Raw genomic sequence first — 15,477 nt, 5'->3', positions numbered from 1 at the left:
TAACTATGTAATAATGAAACCCTTTTCACAAATAATTTTACTAGTCTAATAGTTAAAAATATATGTTCAATTTGCACAAATAAAATGATTATGAAATGGGCTGGTTGCACTTATAGTTAATTTGTATTCTCCAGTAACCGGATGGCTAAATAGGCACATAAGCTGTCTTCGAATTTTCGAACATCGAGATTGGTAATTTCATAAAATTTATCAAGACGATATTTTAGACTGTTACGGTGAAGAAAAAGCTGTTTTGCAGCAACAGTAGCATTGGCATTAGCTTTAATGTAAATCATAATAGTTTGGAGTAGATCTTTTTCATTTTCTAAAGTGCCGAGTAGATTTTTAGCTAGAGTTATACATAAAGTTTGATTTTTACCTAGTAATAAAAGATCCAAAAAAGCTGAAGAAAAAGTAATGACTTTATCTTTTGAGTTATACAGACGTATGGTTTTAAAGCAAGTATCTTCTGAAGAAAAATACGTTATGATTTCATTCGAAAGCGGATAATTATTTCCTATAAATAAACGGAAATGTGCGTATAAATCGCTTTCAAGGGTATGAATGACAGCATTAAAATCTTGATTTGTGAGCAAAGTGGATTTGGTGTTTTCTATAATGACTCCGCTAGATGGGTCCTTCCAGCAAATGACCGGGTCATGAAAAAAGCCATTTATAGCATCGGAGAAGTCTGTAATATTAATATCATTGTTTGGAAGATTATAATGAATAAAGCGGTATGACCCATCTTCAATTTTCGGCAATGGTGCAGAATCCTGTTGGTATAATAATTTGTGCCAATGCATTTGCTGGGCAGATCTATTAAGTTCTTCAGTATGAAGCAAAAAGGGTTCTAAAAAAATATTTAATAGAGCCAATTGATCAGATGATACAGACCTTTTTGGAATACCGATATATTGATTCGCATTTTCTATGTACCAATAATAGGATTGATCCTCCAACGGATATGAAACACGGATTGCGTTGGGAAAGAGTATAAGTAAGTCAGTGTTCATGAGTAATCCTCCAAATATTTTGTATCATAGTCTATTGATTATCATATACATGATAAAGCATCAATTCGTGTACTCTAGATTCTAATTCTGCTTTAGCATAGTCAGATGGTTGTGTTTCAATCCAGGTAATAGAACCATCTTTATGGTAAACTCCTTTATACCGTTTTTTTTCAAAGTAGAAGGAAAACTTCCAACCAGGTATTTTTTCTGTTTCATATAATGATTTCCATTCAAAATGATTAATCAATAGATTGCACCTCAAATCTAAATTTAATAGCAATAATCATAATTATACACTTTAAATAAGCATTTATATCCAATTACAACCTCGTATAAGGAAAGCTAGCATCAAAATCTTTGAAAAATGGACACCGATGGTTGCAATTTAATAGTAGAAAAGACTAAACTATTTCTTACAAACAGGAAGTTTTAAAAAGGAGCTACTTATGGGTACATTTATAACGATTATCACAGTGGTTGTAGTAGGGGCCTTAATAGGCGGTATTACAAACGCCTTGGCCATAAAAATGCTATTCCACCCCTACGAGGCTATTTATATCTTTGGTAAACGCTTGCCATTTACGCCTGGGTTAATACCGAAAAGACGAGACGAATTGGCTGAGCAGATGGGGAAGATGGTTGTAGAACACTTAATCACTCCAGAGAGTATTAAAAATAAACTGCTTACTGGTACTGTCAAAGTGGAAGCTAAGAGAATTGGAGAAAATATATTAGATAAAACAATTTTTTCTGAGATCTCTATAGAAAAGGCGCTTGAAAAAGCTGGGTTGGCTGACATTCCGGATTTAATCGTAAGAAAAATTGAATCGCATTCAACAAATTGGTTAGAGGATTGGTATTTGCAGCATAAAAATAAACCTATAGCAACCTTTATACCAGCAAGTGTTGAGGAGAAAATAGAGAACAAAATACCGGATGTATCTCATTATATCTTGGATAAGGGAATCGCTTTTTTTGCCAGCAATCAAGGTAAGGAAAGACTTCAAAAAATGGCAGATGATTTCATGAGGGAACGGGGAAAACTCGGTGGAATTATGCAGATGCTATTAGGAAATGTAAATCTTGGCGAGAAACTTCAGCCGGAGATTATTAAATTTCTCTCAAATCCTGGGACTAGGGATACGCTGACACAACTCCTGCATAGTGAGTGGCATAAAATAAAACATAAGCAGATTTCAGACGTGGAGGAATTCTATTCATTGGATGAAATGAGAAGTTTACTCTATAAAGGAATTATAACCGGCTATAAAAAAGTGGATTTATCGAATCTGACACTTAATCAGATAACTGGTGAATGGAATGAGACCATCAAGGGAAGATTGCTGCCAAATGTTATTGAAGAGGTTGCAGCGATTTTAATTGAAAAAGTACCAAGCATAATGGAAAAATTGAAACTAAAGGAAATTGTCCGTGATCAGGTTGCTTCTTTTCCGGTGGCTCGTCTGGAAGAAATGGTACTGTCTATCACAAAAAGTGAATTGAAAATGATTACGTATTTAGGAGCCCTATTAGGAGGCTTGATTGGAGTTTTCCAGGGAATCTTTATGATTTTGATGAATTAAAACCATTCCAGTAAACATACAATGGATGTATAATGCTTTCGATAATGGTATAGTAAGAGAGACTTCAGTGTAATAGAAAACAGGAGGTATATGATGTCAGTTAATTTATATGATTTAGCGTATACAGTAGAAAAAGGAATACGTGAAAGTGCAGAATACCAAGAACTAAAGAATCAATACAATGCGATAATGGCTGATGAGCAAGCAAGAACGATGTTTAACAATTTCAGAGATATTCAGCTAAATCTTCAGCAAAAACAAATGATGGGTCAGGAAATTACTGAAGAAGAAGTAATGCAGGCTCAAAAAACTGTTGCGCTTGTGCAACAACATGAAGCGATTTCTAAATTAATGGATGCTGAACAAAAAATGAGCGTCATCCTTACAGATCTCAATCGTATTATCACAAAACCATTGGAAGACTTGTACGGAACACAATCCTAAGCATATATGGAACCGATTAGTGTCGAAGCTTCTCTGCCAGTTAGATTTATTTAATTGGTGAAGGGAAGTTCAGGGCGCTAAATCGGTTCTTTTTTCTTTATAACTGTTCTATTTCTGCCAAAATCCTCATACAGAATGTATATGGGCATCATGAAAGGTGGATTGGACATCATGGTATATAAACTGTTAATGATTAATATGGATGGTGCACTATTATCTTCAAAAGGAAAACTCCACACTCATACAAGAGAATCAATTGAATACGTTGCTAAAAAGGGAGTAGAAGTAGCTCTGATGACCTCTGAAAATTATGACTATACACAAAGAACCGGAAAAGCTCTTAGATGTAATCCGCATATTATTGCGCATCAGGGTGGCTTTATTTTGGAGAATCTTCATAATCCGATTTTTGTTAAGCGAATACCTGAGAACACTACCCTCGATATCATTCGTTTTTTAGAAAAATTAAGCGGGCACATCCGTTTAATTCATGAGGATATGACAATCGGAAATAGAATGGATCTTCCAACACCGCTCTTTGCAAGAATCAAATGGACGCCGGGAGAGACCAATATATATGCCCAGCAATTTGTAGATTCTCTAGATGAGTATTTACGCACCCATCCGATGTCTCCATTGCAAATTGATATATATATAGATAAGAAACAGGACAGAATAGATGCAAAGTCTGGTCTTGAAGCGATGTTTGAAAACGTAATGATCCAGGAGAGTCATCCGAATAAACTTGTGATTTTACCAGAACAAGTCACAAAAGAGAAGGCTTTTAACTACTTATTAAAAAACAGGGGTATAGCAGCAAATGAAGTGGTCTTAATTGGCAGTGATCAAGATGAATCGGAGCTGGTAAGAAATGTGGGACTTGGTGTAGCTGTGGCAAATGCTGATGCAGCGGTAAAGCGCTCAGCCAAATGGATTACCCGCAGTAATGATGAACTGGGTGTGGCCTATCTCATTAAAGAGGTATTCAGAAGACAGCATCCAATTGGCTTCTTAAAAAAGATGAATATCAAAACTGACTAAATAGGTGTTGAAGGTGTTTTTTACCACCTACCAAAAGGATGGCTCCTCTGGGGTTATCCTTTTTTATTGGGCTTCGGTAATAAATATTGTCGGTTTAGGGTTTCGTTATGATGATAAAGGTGCTATGTAGGGCTGAAACAGTTTTCTTGGCAATTAAATTAATTTTGTGTACTTAATTCTTGGCAAGAGATGTAGGATATTCAGCCCAACGAGGATGAATCCAGCCGAATTGAGCATAGATTCAGCTTAACTTCGTAATAATCCGGCCGATTCAGCTGAAAATCCAGCCAAACTCCGTAATAATCCAGCCGATTCAAACAATAATCGAGCCAAACGCCTAAATGGGGCCATTCCTTTACTCTTTTGATGGAATCCAGCTTCGGCTTCTAGGAACTCAAGTCATCAGTAAATACTCAGCGGAGGCCTGCGGGATTTAGTTCACAATGATCTTTCTACGCGATGTGGTGCTTCTTAGTCTTTGCTCAATAGGACCCTTCCTCTCAGTACTCTTCTTATGCTTGTCGCTCCTAGGCAGTCTCCTAAGCTTTTTTATTGGCTGAATAGCTTCATTCCCAAATAGTCATGATAAGGAAGAGATGGTCTATTTGTGATTGACCGCTGTCTTGATGTTCAGTAAACTGATATGGATTGAATTTTTGAAAAGGGGATAGGCATGCGTATTTTAATAAATGGCATTGAGGATGAAAGGCTGTATCGGCCCTTATCTTTAATTGCGGACTTATTTTTTGAAGAGGCAACACTGCTTAATAGCGATGAATCACCATCGGATTTATCAATTACATTAAAACAAGAAATGATTAATCATACATTATATACAAAAGCGATACTAGAGGATTCTACATCTAATAAAGTACATGAATCCACATTTGAAAGAGATGTCTTGAATCAGACGGATGAAAAGGCTCTTTTTAAGCAAAAAAAGCATTCCTATTCTTATGTTTTTTTAAAGGTTTTGGAACAACATACAGGAATGATTCAGAAGTGGGGATTGTTGACAGGTGTTCGTCCCACAAAATTGTGGCATCAATATGTGAAAAAGAATATAGATGCATCTGTTGCCAAGAGAGAGCTGAGCGCCTCCTACTCCATTACAGACGAGAAATTAAATTTACTGGAGGAAATTGCTGACCGTCAATTAGAAGTCATTCCAGATTTATATGATTTGAAAAGGGAAGTGAGCATTTATATAGGAATTCCTTTCTGCCCTACTAAATGCGCCTATTGTACATTCCCCGCTTATGCAATTAATGGACGTCAGGGAAATGTAACATCATTTCTGGGTGGACTGCATTATGAAATGCGAGAAATCGGTAAATGGCTGAAGGACAATCATATAAAAATTACTACTATTTACTTTGGCGGCGGTACACCTACGAGTATATCAGCTGAAGAAATGGACATTCTTTACGAGGAACTATATGAATCATTCCCTGATATTAAAAATGTACGGGAAATTACGGTGGAAGCAGGTCGGCCGGATACGATTACACCGGAAAAATTGAAGGTCTTAAAAAAATGGAATATTGATCGAATCAGTATTAATCCACAGTCCTATACACAGGAAACATTGAAGGCGATTGGGCGACATCACACGGTAGAGGAAACAATTGAAAAATATAAACTGGCTAAAGAGGCCGGTATGAATAATGTGAATATGGATTTAATTATAGGGCTTCCGGGTGAAGGTGTCCCTGAATTAAAGAATAGTTTACACGAAACAGAAAAATTGATGCCGGAATCATTGACTGTTCATACGTTATCCTTTAAACGGGCTTCTGAGATGACGAGAAATAAAATGCGCTATAAGGTTGCGGATCGTACGGAAGTAGAACAAATGATGAATGAAGCTGAAAAGTGGACTGCAGCCCATGGATACCATCCATACTATTTATACAGACAAAAGAATATACTGGGTAACCTGGAGAATGTCGGATATTCATTACCTGGAATGGAGAGCTTGTATAATATCCTGATTATGGAGGAGCAGCAAACGATCATAGGACTTGGATGTGGGGCAGCAAGTAAATTCATTGATCCTGATACTGGAAAAATCACGCACTTTGCCAACCCAAAAGATCCAAAATCCTATAATGATAGTTATGAGCATTATACAACTAAAAAAATTGATTACTTAAAAGAATTATTTTTGCGCTGAAATTAACAAACCGAGTTCTTGTTTGGATGAAGAACTCGGTTATTTTTTCTTCTAATATACAAATAATTCTAATAAATTACACCTTTTTTGTGTTAAAACGCTTACATAAACCTTTATAATAAATATATATCAAATTTGAAAGGGGATTTTGCCAGTGAAACCTGCCTCTATTATCAAGAGCGTGCTTGTGGAAAAGGAAGGCACTGTAGCTACCGTGTCATTAAACCGTCCTGAAGTATTAAATGCTCTTAATAAAGAGATGCTTGTTGAATTAAACAAGGAATTAAAAGCATTGAGTCTTGATGAGGAAATTACAATTATTATTCTTAAAGGAAATGGCAACGGATTTTGCTCAGGCGGCGATATAAAATCGATGTTTAATTTAGGCAGTGAAAAAGATTTTTATGGAATAATGGATTGTATTAACGAACTAGCCATGGCCATGTATACGATGCCAAAATTAACAATTGCAGCAGTTCACGGGGCAGCAGCGGGACTTGGATTCAGCCTTGCCTTGGCCACTGACTGCATTATTGCAGAGCAGGAGAGTAAATTAGCCATGAATTTCATTGGGATCGGCTTGATTCCTGATGGCGGAGGGCACTTCTTTCTAGAACGAAGACTGGGAGAATTGAAAGCTCAGGAAGTAATCTGGGAAGGTAAAGTGATGAGCGCTGAGCAGGCATCAGAAATTGGATTGGTTGATCTGGTAACAACGAATAGCCTTGAGGATGAGGTTCAGAAAAAGGTAAAAGAATGGCAGGCAAAACCAATTTTGTCTATGATCCGGACGAAGAAAATTCTTGCTGAAACAAATCGTCCTAAGCTATTGAAGATGCTTGAATTGGAGAAATACTCGCAATATGTAATGAGACAAACAGAGGATCATGAAGAAGGTATCAAGGCGTTTGTTGAGAAAAGGAAGCCTAATTTTAAAGGGAAATAAAAAGGTTTGTATGATTCCGTTATAAACGGATCATACAAACCCTTTCTTATCTATGGAATAATAGTAGCTTGCCAAGCGGTGAGGTGAACCGATGTGTCTTTTCTTCGTATTCTTTTTCAGCTAAAAGCTTTTGTCCAAGTTCTTTTGCGCTTTCATCATTCTCTGCCTGAATCGATTCTTCTAAAATCTTTTCACCATCTGCTTCAAACACGGTTAATTTATAGATTTTCATCTTTATTCCTCCTAAATTCAGCTGATCAGCAGTTGATATTATTTTCGCACAAGAAGACAAAATTTGTAAAGTTTAGAATTACCTTTCAATTCTCTGGGCGGATAGATTAGAATATATATAGACATAAAAATTGATAAAAGGGGGAAATGCTTTTGACTTTACTGGTAAATAACGTAGTAAAACAATTTGGAGAATTTACAGCAGTAAATCATCTTTCACTTGATGTGGGAGAGGGAACGATGTTTGGTATGCTCGGGGCAAACGGGGCTGGTAAGACTACTACTTTCAGAATGATTCTTGGTTTATTGGACCCTACAGAAGGGAGCATTAGTTGGAAGGGAAGGAAAATTGACTATTCCACAAGCTCGACGATAGGTTATCTTCCTGAAGAGCGAGGGTTGTATCCAAAGATTAAAACGGGTGAACAATTAATTTATCTGGCTCGTTTGCGAGGGATGAACAAATCGGATGCAATGCAAGAAGCAAAAGTCTGGTTGGATCGCTTTAATGTCCCGGAATATTTCGATAAAAGAGTTGGTGACCTTTCTAAAGGAAATCAACAAAAAATACAATTTATTGCCTCTGTTATACATAAGCCAGAATTGTTAATTTTGGATGAACCATTTAGCGGTTTGGACCCTGTAAATGTTGAATTATTAAAAAAAGCGGTTCATGATTTAAGAAAAAACGGAACAACTATCGTCTTTTCCAGCCACCGTATGGAACACGTAGAGGAATTATGTGAACAGCTCTGCATACTTAAGCAAGGAGAGGCAGTCGTTAATGGTTCACTAAAGGATATCAAGCGTTCCTATGGAAAAAAGAATGTATCTATACATGCTGATTTTGATCTTAAATTCCTGACTGATTATCCTGGTGTGACAAAAGCAGTAGAAGTAACGGAAGGAATTCATTTGCAAATTGCGGATGAGAAGAATGCCGAATTAATCTTACAGGATACAGTTAAGCGTGGTTTCATACGTAAATTTGAATTGGAAGAACCATCCTTGAAGGATATCTTTATTGAAAAGGTTGGTGCTCAATATGAATAAGTTTTGGATTATGACATTTCAGACGTATATATCAAAGGTTAAAAGTAAGTCATTTGTCATTTCGACTGCAGTTATTTTATTAATGGTTCTCGCTTTTACGAACTTGGATCGAATTATCGGTTTGTTTGATGAAGGTGATACAACAATTGGAGTTGTGGAAAATTCAGGCAATTTCTATGCCGCACTGGAAAAGCAGCTTGATAGTAGTGGGAGCGAATTAAGCCTGAAAGCATATAAATCTGAAACTGAAGTAAAGAAAGCTGAAGAAGAGGGAGAATTGGAAGGATATTTATTGCTTGAAGAGCAAGACGGTATTCCAATAGGTGTCTATAAGGCCCAATCCATCGCCAATTCAAATGAAAGTACAGAAATTCAAAATGCTTTGCAGCAAATACAAACAAGTATTCTAACAAAGCAGGTTAACATAACAGATGAGCAGCTGGCAGCTATCTATAAGCCCGTTTCCTTTGAAGTCGTCCCATTAAATAATCAGGCTAAATCAGAGGAAGAGCTTAATCAGGCCCGCGGCCTAGTCTATGTGATGATCTTTGTCATTTATTTCTCTGTTATTGTGTATGCCGGTATGATTGCCAACGAAGTGGCCATTGAAAAATCATCACGTGTGATGGAGATCTTAATTTCAAGTGTGTCACCAATTCAGCAAATGTTCGCGAAAATCACTGGAATTGCTCTGCTGACATTGACACAGCTTGCCATATTTGTGCTGGTTGGATATTTATCATTTAAAAGCAGCAGTGGGATGGGAGAAATTTTCGAGGCTTTTGGCTTTGACAATATGAAAGCGAAGACGATTGTTTATGCGGTTATATTTACCTTCTTAGGCTATTTATTATATGCAACAATGGCAGCGTTTCTTGGTTCCTTAGTAAGTAAGATTGAAGACTTGCAACAAATGATCATGCCAATGACCATGCTGGTTATCTTGGCTTTCATGCTTGCCATGACCGGGCTTGGCAATCCGGAAGCAACCTTTATAAAGGTGTCATCCTATATTCCGTTCTTCACGCCTATGCTAATGTTTATGCGTATAGGAATGCTTGAAATATCCAATATCGAAATTGCGATAAGCATTGGTATTCTGCTTGTGACGATTGGACTATTAGCCTATTTTGGAGCTAAAGTCTATAAAGGCGGAGTTTTAATGTATGGAAATTCAAGTTCTTTTAAAGATATTAAAAAAGCACTTGATTTAACAAACAGCAATAAGTAAACAAGGACTCACTTCCAAATGGGAAGTGAGTTTTTTATGGTTCTTAGCAGGATATTTGATTTGCTTAAATAAAGGCATCCTTTGCAATCACCTGGCTGATTACGGGGAGGTAACAATTATCTAATAATATTTGTATATGAGATAATTAAATTTACGTTTTTTTTGATTAAAAGAACAATCGTTTGTAGTAAAATGGCATGGAAGGAGTGTGGTACAGTGCGAGGCGTAAAATTTATACATGCAGCTGATTTGCATTTGGGCAGCGTTTTTTCAGGATTTCAGCATATGCATAGTGCCATTTATGAAAAAATAAAAAACAGCGGATATTCAGCATTAACAAGGCTCGTGGACACGGCAATTCAGGAAAGAATTGATTTTGTTATTTTTGCTGGAGATATTTATGATAATGAAGAACGAAACTTGAAAGCACAATTGAAATTTAAGGCTGAAATGGAAAGATTGGAAACCTATTCGATTCCTGTCTATTTAATTCATGGAAATCATGATTACATGAATGGGAATTACTTTGATATAAGCTTACCAGCGAATGTTCATCTGTTTGGACGCGAAGTAGAAGTTAAACAATTTATTAAAGAAAATGATGCAACTGCCGTAAATCTTTATGGATTCAGTTACGACAAGCGTCATATACATGACCGGGTTATTCAGGAGTATAAAAAGGCAGACGATGGTGATTATCATATTGGTATTTTACACGGTAATTTAGATGGAGAGAGTGCTCATGGAAACTATGCTCCTTTTACCAGAAGTGAACTGCTTAGTAAGCAATTTGATTACTGGGCTCTGGGGCATATCCATAAACGAATGGAAATCCTGCAGGATCCACCAGCCATTTATCCAGGATGCTTGCAGGGGAGAAATAAAAAAGAGACAGGTGAAAAAGGGTTCTATATAGTCTCTATGTCAGGGTCAGATACTTCTTTAGAATTTGTACCTGTATCGACAGTCGAATGGAAAACAGAAACCATTCAGGCAGATCATATTTCATCTGTAAACGAACTTATAGCTGAAATGGATAAAATAAAAGAGGGTGCGTATGAGCCGGATAAGTCTATTCTGCTGAATATTATGATCGATGCATCTGATTGCAAAATGAATCCTGAATGGCTGTTTGTGGATATGGATCATTTACTTGAAGGTCTCCAGGATGAGGAGATGGATGAGATTTCTGTATGGATCCATTCCTGTACACTGATTCCACCCCGCTATGCAAGCAGAGGCGGAGAGCTGTCAGATACATTTATTGATGAACTTTTGAGGACAACTGCCAATATGAATTCTGAGCAGTATCTGAAATACGGCGAAGCTCTCTTTACTCATTCTGCGGCAAGGAAATATATAGAGCCATGGGAGGATAGCGAGTGGCAGCAAATCTTGGACGAGGCAACGCTTGAATTAGTAAAGCGCCTGAATCGTTAAAAATGAGGAGAAAATGCTTTGATTATAAAGAAAATACATATATATGGATTTGGTAAATTTGTAGACTACAAACAAGAATTAACATCAGATATAAATGTATTCTACGGAGAAAATGAGGCTGGTAAATCAACGATTTTTTCCTTTATCCATGCCATGTTATTTGGATTCCCTGCTAAGAACCAAACAACAGCCTCCTACGAACCGTCGGGGAGCGGCCGGTATGGTGGAAAACTGGTCATTGAGCTCCCTGAAATAGGTGAAATAACGATTGAAAGAGTTAAAGGGCACCAGGGTACAGAATGTGGAGTTTATAACAGGTTTGAGAGAATAGGGGGGGAGGAGAAAATAAAAGAATGGTTGAAGGGAGTCGACCGAAACTTCTATGAATCTATATACTCCTTTAATCTAGACGGCTTGCAGGATATCTATCGTCTGGAAGAAGATCAATTGGGCAAATATCTCTTTTTTGCTGGCATGAGTGGCAGTGAAAGGCTTTGGGAGATGGAAGCAGGCTTGCAAAAGCAAATGGACAGTCTATTTAAGCCAGGTGGAAAGAAGCCTATTCTGAATCAAAAGCTGGCTGAATTAAAGCAAAGCTCCCAGGCAATTCAAAAAGCAAGGGAGAAAGAGAAAAGCTATAATACCTTTTTGAGCGAAGAAAGGGAACTAAGTAAAGAAATTTCGCTCACTCAAGAACAAATAGAGCGAATAAAAACGAACTTAATTCATTTAAAGGACTGGAAGAGACTGTTGCCATCCATTCAGGAGCTTGCTTCCATTGAAGTGCGCCTGTCAGAATTAGAAGAATTTCCTTTTCCGGTAAATGGGATGGGGCGCATGGGAAAGATAGAGGCTGAAAGGTCGGCAAAGGAAACATTTCTGCAAACTCAGTTAAATAAATTGAAAGTACTCCAAAATGAAAAGGATTCCCTCCAAGTCAATGAACAGTGGCTGGCAAGTGGGGAGAGGGTACGTCAAGCCGAGCTTTATAGTGATAAATTGATCATCCTACTCGAAGAAATTAGGACTCAATCGATCGAATTAAAGCATATAGAGGATAAAATCATTAAGCTTCAGGGAGAATTACATACACAATTTGATCCTGTTATGGTTGAAAGTTTTGATACAAGTATCTTTCGGAAAGAAGAAATTAAACAGATAGAATTAGAGAAGCATACACTTGCCAAGAAGAAGATGGAGCTTGATGCTCAGCTTGAAAAAGAACGAGTCAAATTGGAACAAATCGAGCAAATCACTGAAATTTATGAGAGAAAATTGCTGCCTGAAAATGAAAGAGAAAGGCTTAAAAGAATAGTAGAGCAGTATGAACATGCTGACAAGGCAGCACAGGAAGAGAAGTCAGCCAAGGAAGTGATCCAGCGATTAAAGCAACGAAGGAATCAAGCGTTGGAATCAGAGAAAAAGGGTAAGAAAAAACAGAAAGTTATTCTGGGCTCGGTCTTACTGGCTTCCATTTTGGCGGTTCTTTTATTAATCTTAGGCGGACAGCTTGGCGTTGCATTGATTGTGGCGGTTGTTGGTATCGTACTCGTTATATATATAAATTCGATGAATGGCAATCAATTGCAATCTGAGGAATTAGCGAAAGAAATTAACTACTATGAGGAAATTGTAAAAAAATCATCTTCGATTTCAATTGATGAACAAAGCTACAGAATGCAAAAAAGTATGCTTGAAGAGGATACGGCAAATCGAGAAAAATACAAGCTGGAATCACTGCGCAAAGAGCAACAGGAAGCAATATTTGACAGTTTAATTGATTCCTTTGAAGAATGGGAAAAAGAGTTGGCGCTTTGTAAACATAAATTGATTACGCTCGGAAATGAATGGTCATTGCCTAATGAGGTGTCATGTACGATGCTTTCAGATGCTTTTGAGCGAATTGAACAAATTAAAAACCTTATGTTGGAGAAGAGCAAACTCATTTCATTGCTTGCTTATACAGAGGAGAAAAAGGATGAGTATATCCGCTATATAGGGAAGCTTTCAGAGGAATTTGGTGTTACGGGCACTCAAAGTATCGAGCAAATAAACTACTCTATTGTTCAGAAGTACAAAGAGAATGAATTGGTCAATAGGCAAAAAAATAATATGCTCGAAAAAATACAGGAGCTCGAGGAAGAAATTATACCTTTAAAGGACTTGTGCAGACAGCTAAATCAAGAAAAGCAGCAATTGCTTCAGGAAGCAGATTGTCATGAAGTGGAAGGGTTCTATCAGCGCGGTAGAGATGCCGAAGAAAGAAGTCAGCTCAGCATAGCAAAGAGACAATTGATTGGGCAGCTGGGACGTTATGCAAATCGCGATCAGTACCATTCTGTTACAGACTTGGTTTTAAAGGATAGAATTGAGGAACAAGAGGCTGAGCAGTCTTCCTATGAATCAACATTAAATCGGTTACGAAAAAGACTTGCAGAGGTAAAGTACGAGATAAATAGGCTTGAGGAGGATGGAACAGTAGAGGCGTTGCTTCATAACCATCAGCTTTTAAAACAGGAATTTCAAGTGTTGGCTAAGAAGTGGACAACGCTCAGCCTCATGAAGGGGACTCTGGCTGAGTCTATAACGACGTATAAAGAAGAAAAACTGCCTGCAATTATTGAACAAGCTAATGGGTATCTACGTAACCTTACGAATGGAAGATATGAAAAAATCCTATTCTCAGAAAATGGTGAGGGACTCTCTTTATTGGACCATAGGGGATTAGAGGTTCATTCGAAAAATTTGAGCAGAGGGACGGCAGAACTTACTTATGTATCTATAAGGCTTGCTTTAGCGGGTACGATTGATGGAAGAAAAGAATGGCCGCTGATCATGGATGATACGTTTGTCAATTTTGATGATAAGCGAACGGAAAGAATGATTTCTCTATTAAAGCATATTAGTAAAGAGGGGAATCAGGTTCTCTTTTTTACCTGCCATGATCATATTGCTGCGATGTTTAATGGGCAGAATATCATCCAATTAACAAGATGATTTTTAATATTAATTTGCCTTCGCATGATATAATAAATATTGGAATGGACCGGGGAGGGATATACATGAAGGGAATTGCCCATCATGAAGTTGGAGATACGATAGATCTTCATCTATTCATAAAGAATGCTATAAAAGGAACAGCAAGTAATGGAAAACCTTTTTTATCTTTAATTTTCCAGGATAAAAGCGGAGAAATAGAAGCAAAGCTTTGGGATGTAAAACCTGAGGATGAACAGCTGTATATGCCGGAAGCAATCGTACGGGTAACAGGAGATATACAAAATTATAAAGGTAAGCTTCAGCTTCGGATTCGATCAATTCGCCTAAAGTACGATAATGAGACGGTTAATATTGCTGATTTATTGCCGACTGCTCCTCTTGGAAAAAATGAAATGTCTGAAACGATTACAAAATATATATTCGAGATGACGAATCCTAATATACAGCGGATTACTAGACATTTGGTTAAAAAATATTTTAATGAGTTTTTGGAATATCCTGCTGCCACGAAAAATCACCATGAATTTTTCTCTGGTCTGGCATATCATGTTGTATCGATGTTAAACTTAGCAAAATCAATTGCTGAGCTATACCCATCATTAAATAAAGATTTATTATATGCGGGAGTCATCCTTCATGATCTCGGAAAAGTGAAGGAACTATCAGGACCAATTGCGACTACTTACACAGTGGAGGGCAACTTGCTTGGCCATATTTCCATTATGGTGAATGAAATCGGTAAAGCTGCTGATGAATTAAATATTCAGGGGGAAGAAGTTCTTATTCTTCAGCATATCGTTTTAAGCCATCATGGAAAAGCGGAATGGGGAAGTCCGAAACCGCCATTGGTTAAAGAGGCAGAGGTTCTGCATTATATTGATAATTTGGATGCGAAAATGAATATGATGGATCGTGCGCTTGATCGGGTAAAACCGGGAGAATTTACAGAGCGAATCTTCCCTCTCGATAATCGCAGCCTTTATAAACCGAATATCAAATAGATTATCGATTTTAAAAATATGCTTTCCTTTAAGTGGAAAGCATATTTTTTTTTTAAAAGCATATAGTTTTAAAAAGGATGCTTAATCCTTAAGGAGGGGGAGGACAAGCTTGTCAATTTTTATTGGAGTAATCATAGCTGGTATCTTCTTTAGTGCCTTTATGACCATAAAATCAATCAGGGAAGAGCAAAAAGTTGATGAATCGTGGATTGAACAGGAGGGGAATGTTTATATAGAAAGAATGGAAGAAGAAAAAAGAAAAAGAGCAATGGCACAATAAAAACTCGACCAAACCGGTCGAGTTTTCTGTTTCAC

General features: G+C 37.2%; 14 protein-coding genes. 11 read left to right on the top strand and 3 right to left on the bottom strand.

Features of this window, described 5'->3' with window-relative positions; all coding sequences use genetic code 11:
- Positions 1 to 116: 116 nt before the first annotated feature.
- Positions 117 to 1,016, bottom strand: coding sequence for a PucR family transcriptional regulator (locus tag AC4G3N_RS13710; RefSeq protein ID WP_066101938.1), 900 nt, complete (start codon positions 1,014 to 1,016; stop codon positions 117 to 119).
- 31 nt (positions 1,017 to 1,047) lie between these two features.
- Complete coding sequence (locus AC4G3N_RS13705) at positions 1,048 to 1,263, bottom strand: YheE family protein (protein ID WP_066101936.1); 216 nt, start codon at positions 1,261 to 1,263, stop codon at positions 1,048 to 1,050.
- A gap of 199 nt (positions 1,264 to 1,462) precedes the next feature.
- Here AC4G3N_RS13705 and AC4G3N_RS13700 point away from each other — a divergent pair, with 199 nt between their 5' ends.
- From AC4G3N_RS13700 to AC4G3N_RS13680, 5 genes are all read left to right on the top strand, one after another.
- Positions 1,463 to 2,599, top strand: coding sequence for a DUF445 domain-containing protein (locus AC4G3N_RS13700; protein WP_066101932.1), 1,137 nt, complete (start codon positions 1,463 to 1,465; stop codon positions 2,597 to 2,599).
- 93 nt (positions 2,600 to 2,692) lie between these two features.
- Positions 2,693 to 3,043: a YlbF/YmcA family competence regulator gene (locus tag AC4G3N_RS13695; RefSeq protein ID WP_066101929.1), complete on the top strand. Its 351-nt coding sequence runs from the start codon at positions 2,693 to 2,695 to the stop codon at positions 3,041 to 3,043.
- 171 nt (positions 3,044 to 3,214) lie between these two features.
- The gene (locus AC4G3N_RS13690) at positions 3,215 to 4,084 is read left to right on the top strand and encodes an HAD hydrolase family protein (RefSeq protein ID WP_066101926.1); all 870 of its coding nucleotides are present in this window, start codon (positions 3,215 to 3,217) and stop codon (positions 4,082 to 4,084) included.
- A gap of 673 nt (positions 4,085 to 4,757) precedes the next feature.
- On the top strand, positions 4,758 to 6,260 hold the full coding sequence (locus AC4G3N_RS13685) for a coproporphyrinogen III oxidase (RefSeq protein WP_066101923.1): 1,503 nt from the start codon (positions 4,758 to 4,760) through the stop codon (positions 6,258 to 6,260).
- A gap of 154 nt (positions 6,261 to 6,414) precedes the next feature.
- Positions 6,415 to 7,206, top strand: coding sequence for an enoyl-CoA hydratase (locus AC4G3N_RS13680; RefSeq protein WP_139891505.1), 792 nt, complete (start codon positions 6,415 to 6,417; stop codon positions 7,204 to 7,206).
- A gap of 46 nt (positions 7,207 to 7,252) precedes the next feature.
- Here the strand turns inward: AC4G3N_RS13680 and AC4G3N_RS13675 are convergent, their stop codons facing one another.
- Positions 7,253 to 7,438, bottom strand: coding sequence for a YhzD family protein (locus AC4G3N_RS13675; RefSeq protein ID WP_139891504.1), 186 nt, complete (start codon positions 7,436 to 7,438; stop codon positions 7,253 to 7,255).
- 152 nt (positions 7,439 to 7,590) lie between these two features.
- Between AC4G3N_RS13675 and AC4G3N_RS13670 the strand changes: the two genes are divergently transcribed.
- The 6 genes from AC4G3N_RS13670 to AC4G3N_RS13645 all read left to right on the top strand — a co-directional run bounded on the left by AC4G3N_RS13670 (position 7,591) and on the right by AC4G3N_RS13645 (position 15,442).
- A complete protein-coding gene (locus tag AC4G3N_RS13670) occupies positions 7,591 to 8,490 on the top strand; it encodes an ABC transporter ATP-binding protein (RefSeq protein ID WP_148630830.1) in 900 nt (299 codons plus the stop codon).
- A complete protein-coding gene (locus AC4G3N_RS13665; protein WP_139891502.1) occupies positions 8,483 to 9,721 on the top strand; it encodes an ABC transporter permease in 1,239 nt (412 codons plus the stop codon). The genes AC4G3N_RS13670 and AC4G3N_RS13665 overlap by 8 nt, the downstream gene beginning before the upstream one ends.
- Before the next feature lie 216 nt (positions 9,722 to 9,937).
- Positions 9,938 to 11,161, top strand: a complete 1,224-nt coding sequence (locus tag AC4G3N_RS13660; protein WP_066101903.1) for a metallophosphoesterase family protein — start codon at positions 9,938 to 9,940, stop codon at positions 11,159 to 11,161.
- An 18-nt stretch (positions 11,162 to 11,179) separates the two neighbouring features.
- Positions 11,180 to 14,158: an ATP-binding protein gene (locus AC4G3N_RS13655; RefSeq protein WP_491090343.1), complete on the top strand. Its 2,979-nt coding sequence runs from the start codon at positions 11,180 to 11,182 to the stop codon at positions 14,156 to 14,158.
- A 65-nt stretch (positions 14,159 to 14,223) separates the two neighbouring features.
- Positions 14,224 to 15,162 carry a 3'-5' exoribonuclease YhaM gene (yhaM, locus tag AC4G3N_RS13650; RefSeq protein WP_066101894.1) on the top strand — a complete coding sequence of 313 codons (939 nt, stop codon included), beginning with the start codon at positions 14,224 to 14,226 and terminating at the stop codon, positions 15,160 to 15,162.
- A gap of 109 nt (positions 15,163 to 15,271) precedes the next feature.
- Positions 15,272 to 15,442, top strand: a complete 171-nt coding sequence (locus AC4G3N_RS13645) for a sporulation YhaL family protein (protein ID WP_066101891.1) — start codon at positions 15,272 to 15,274, stop codon at positions 15,440 to 15,442.
- Positions 15,443 to 15,477: the final 35 nt, after the last annotated feature.

It is taken from the genome of Bacillus sp. z50 (assembly GCF_058313585.1).
This window is presented reverse-complemented; position numbering and strand designations above follow the sequence as displayed.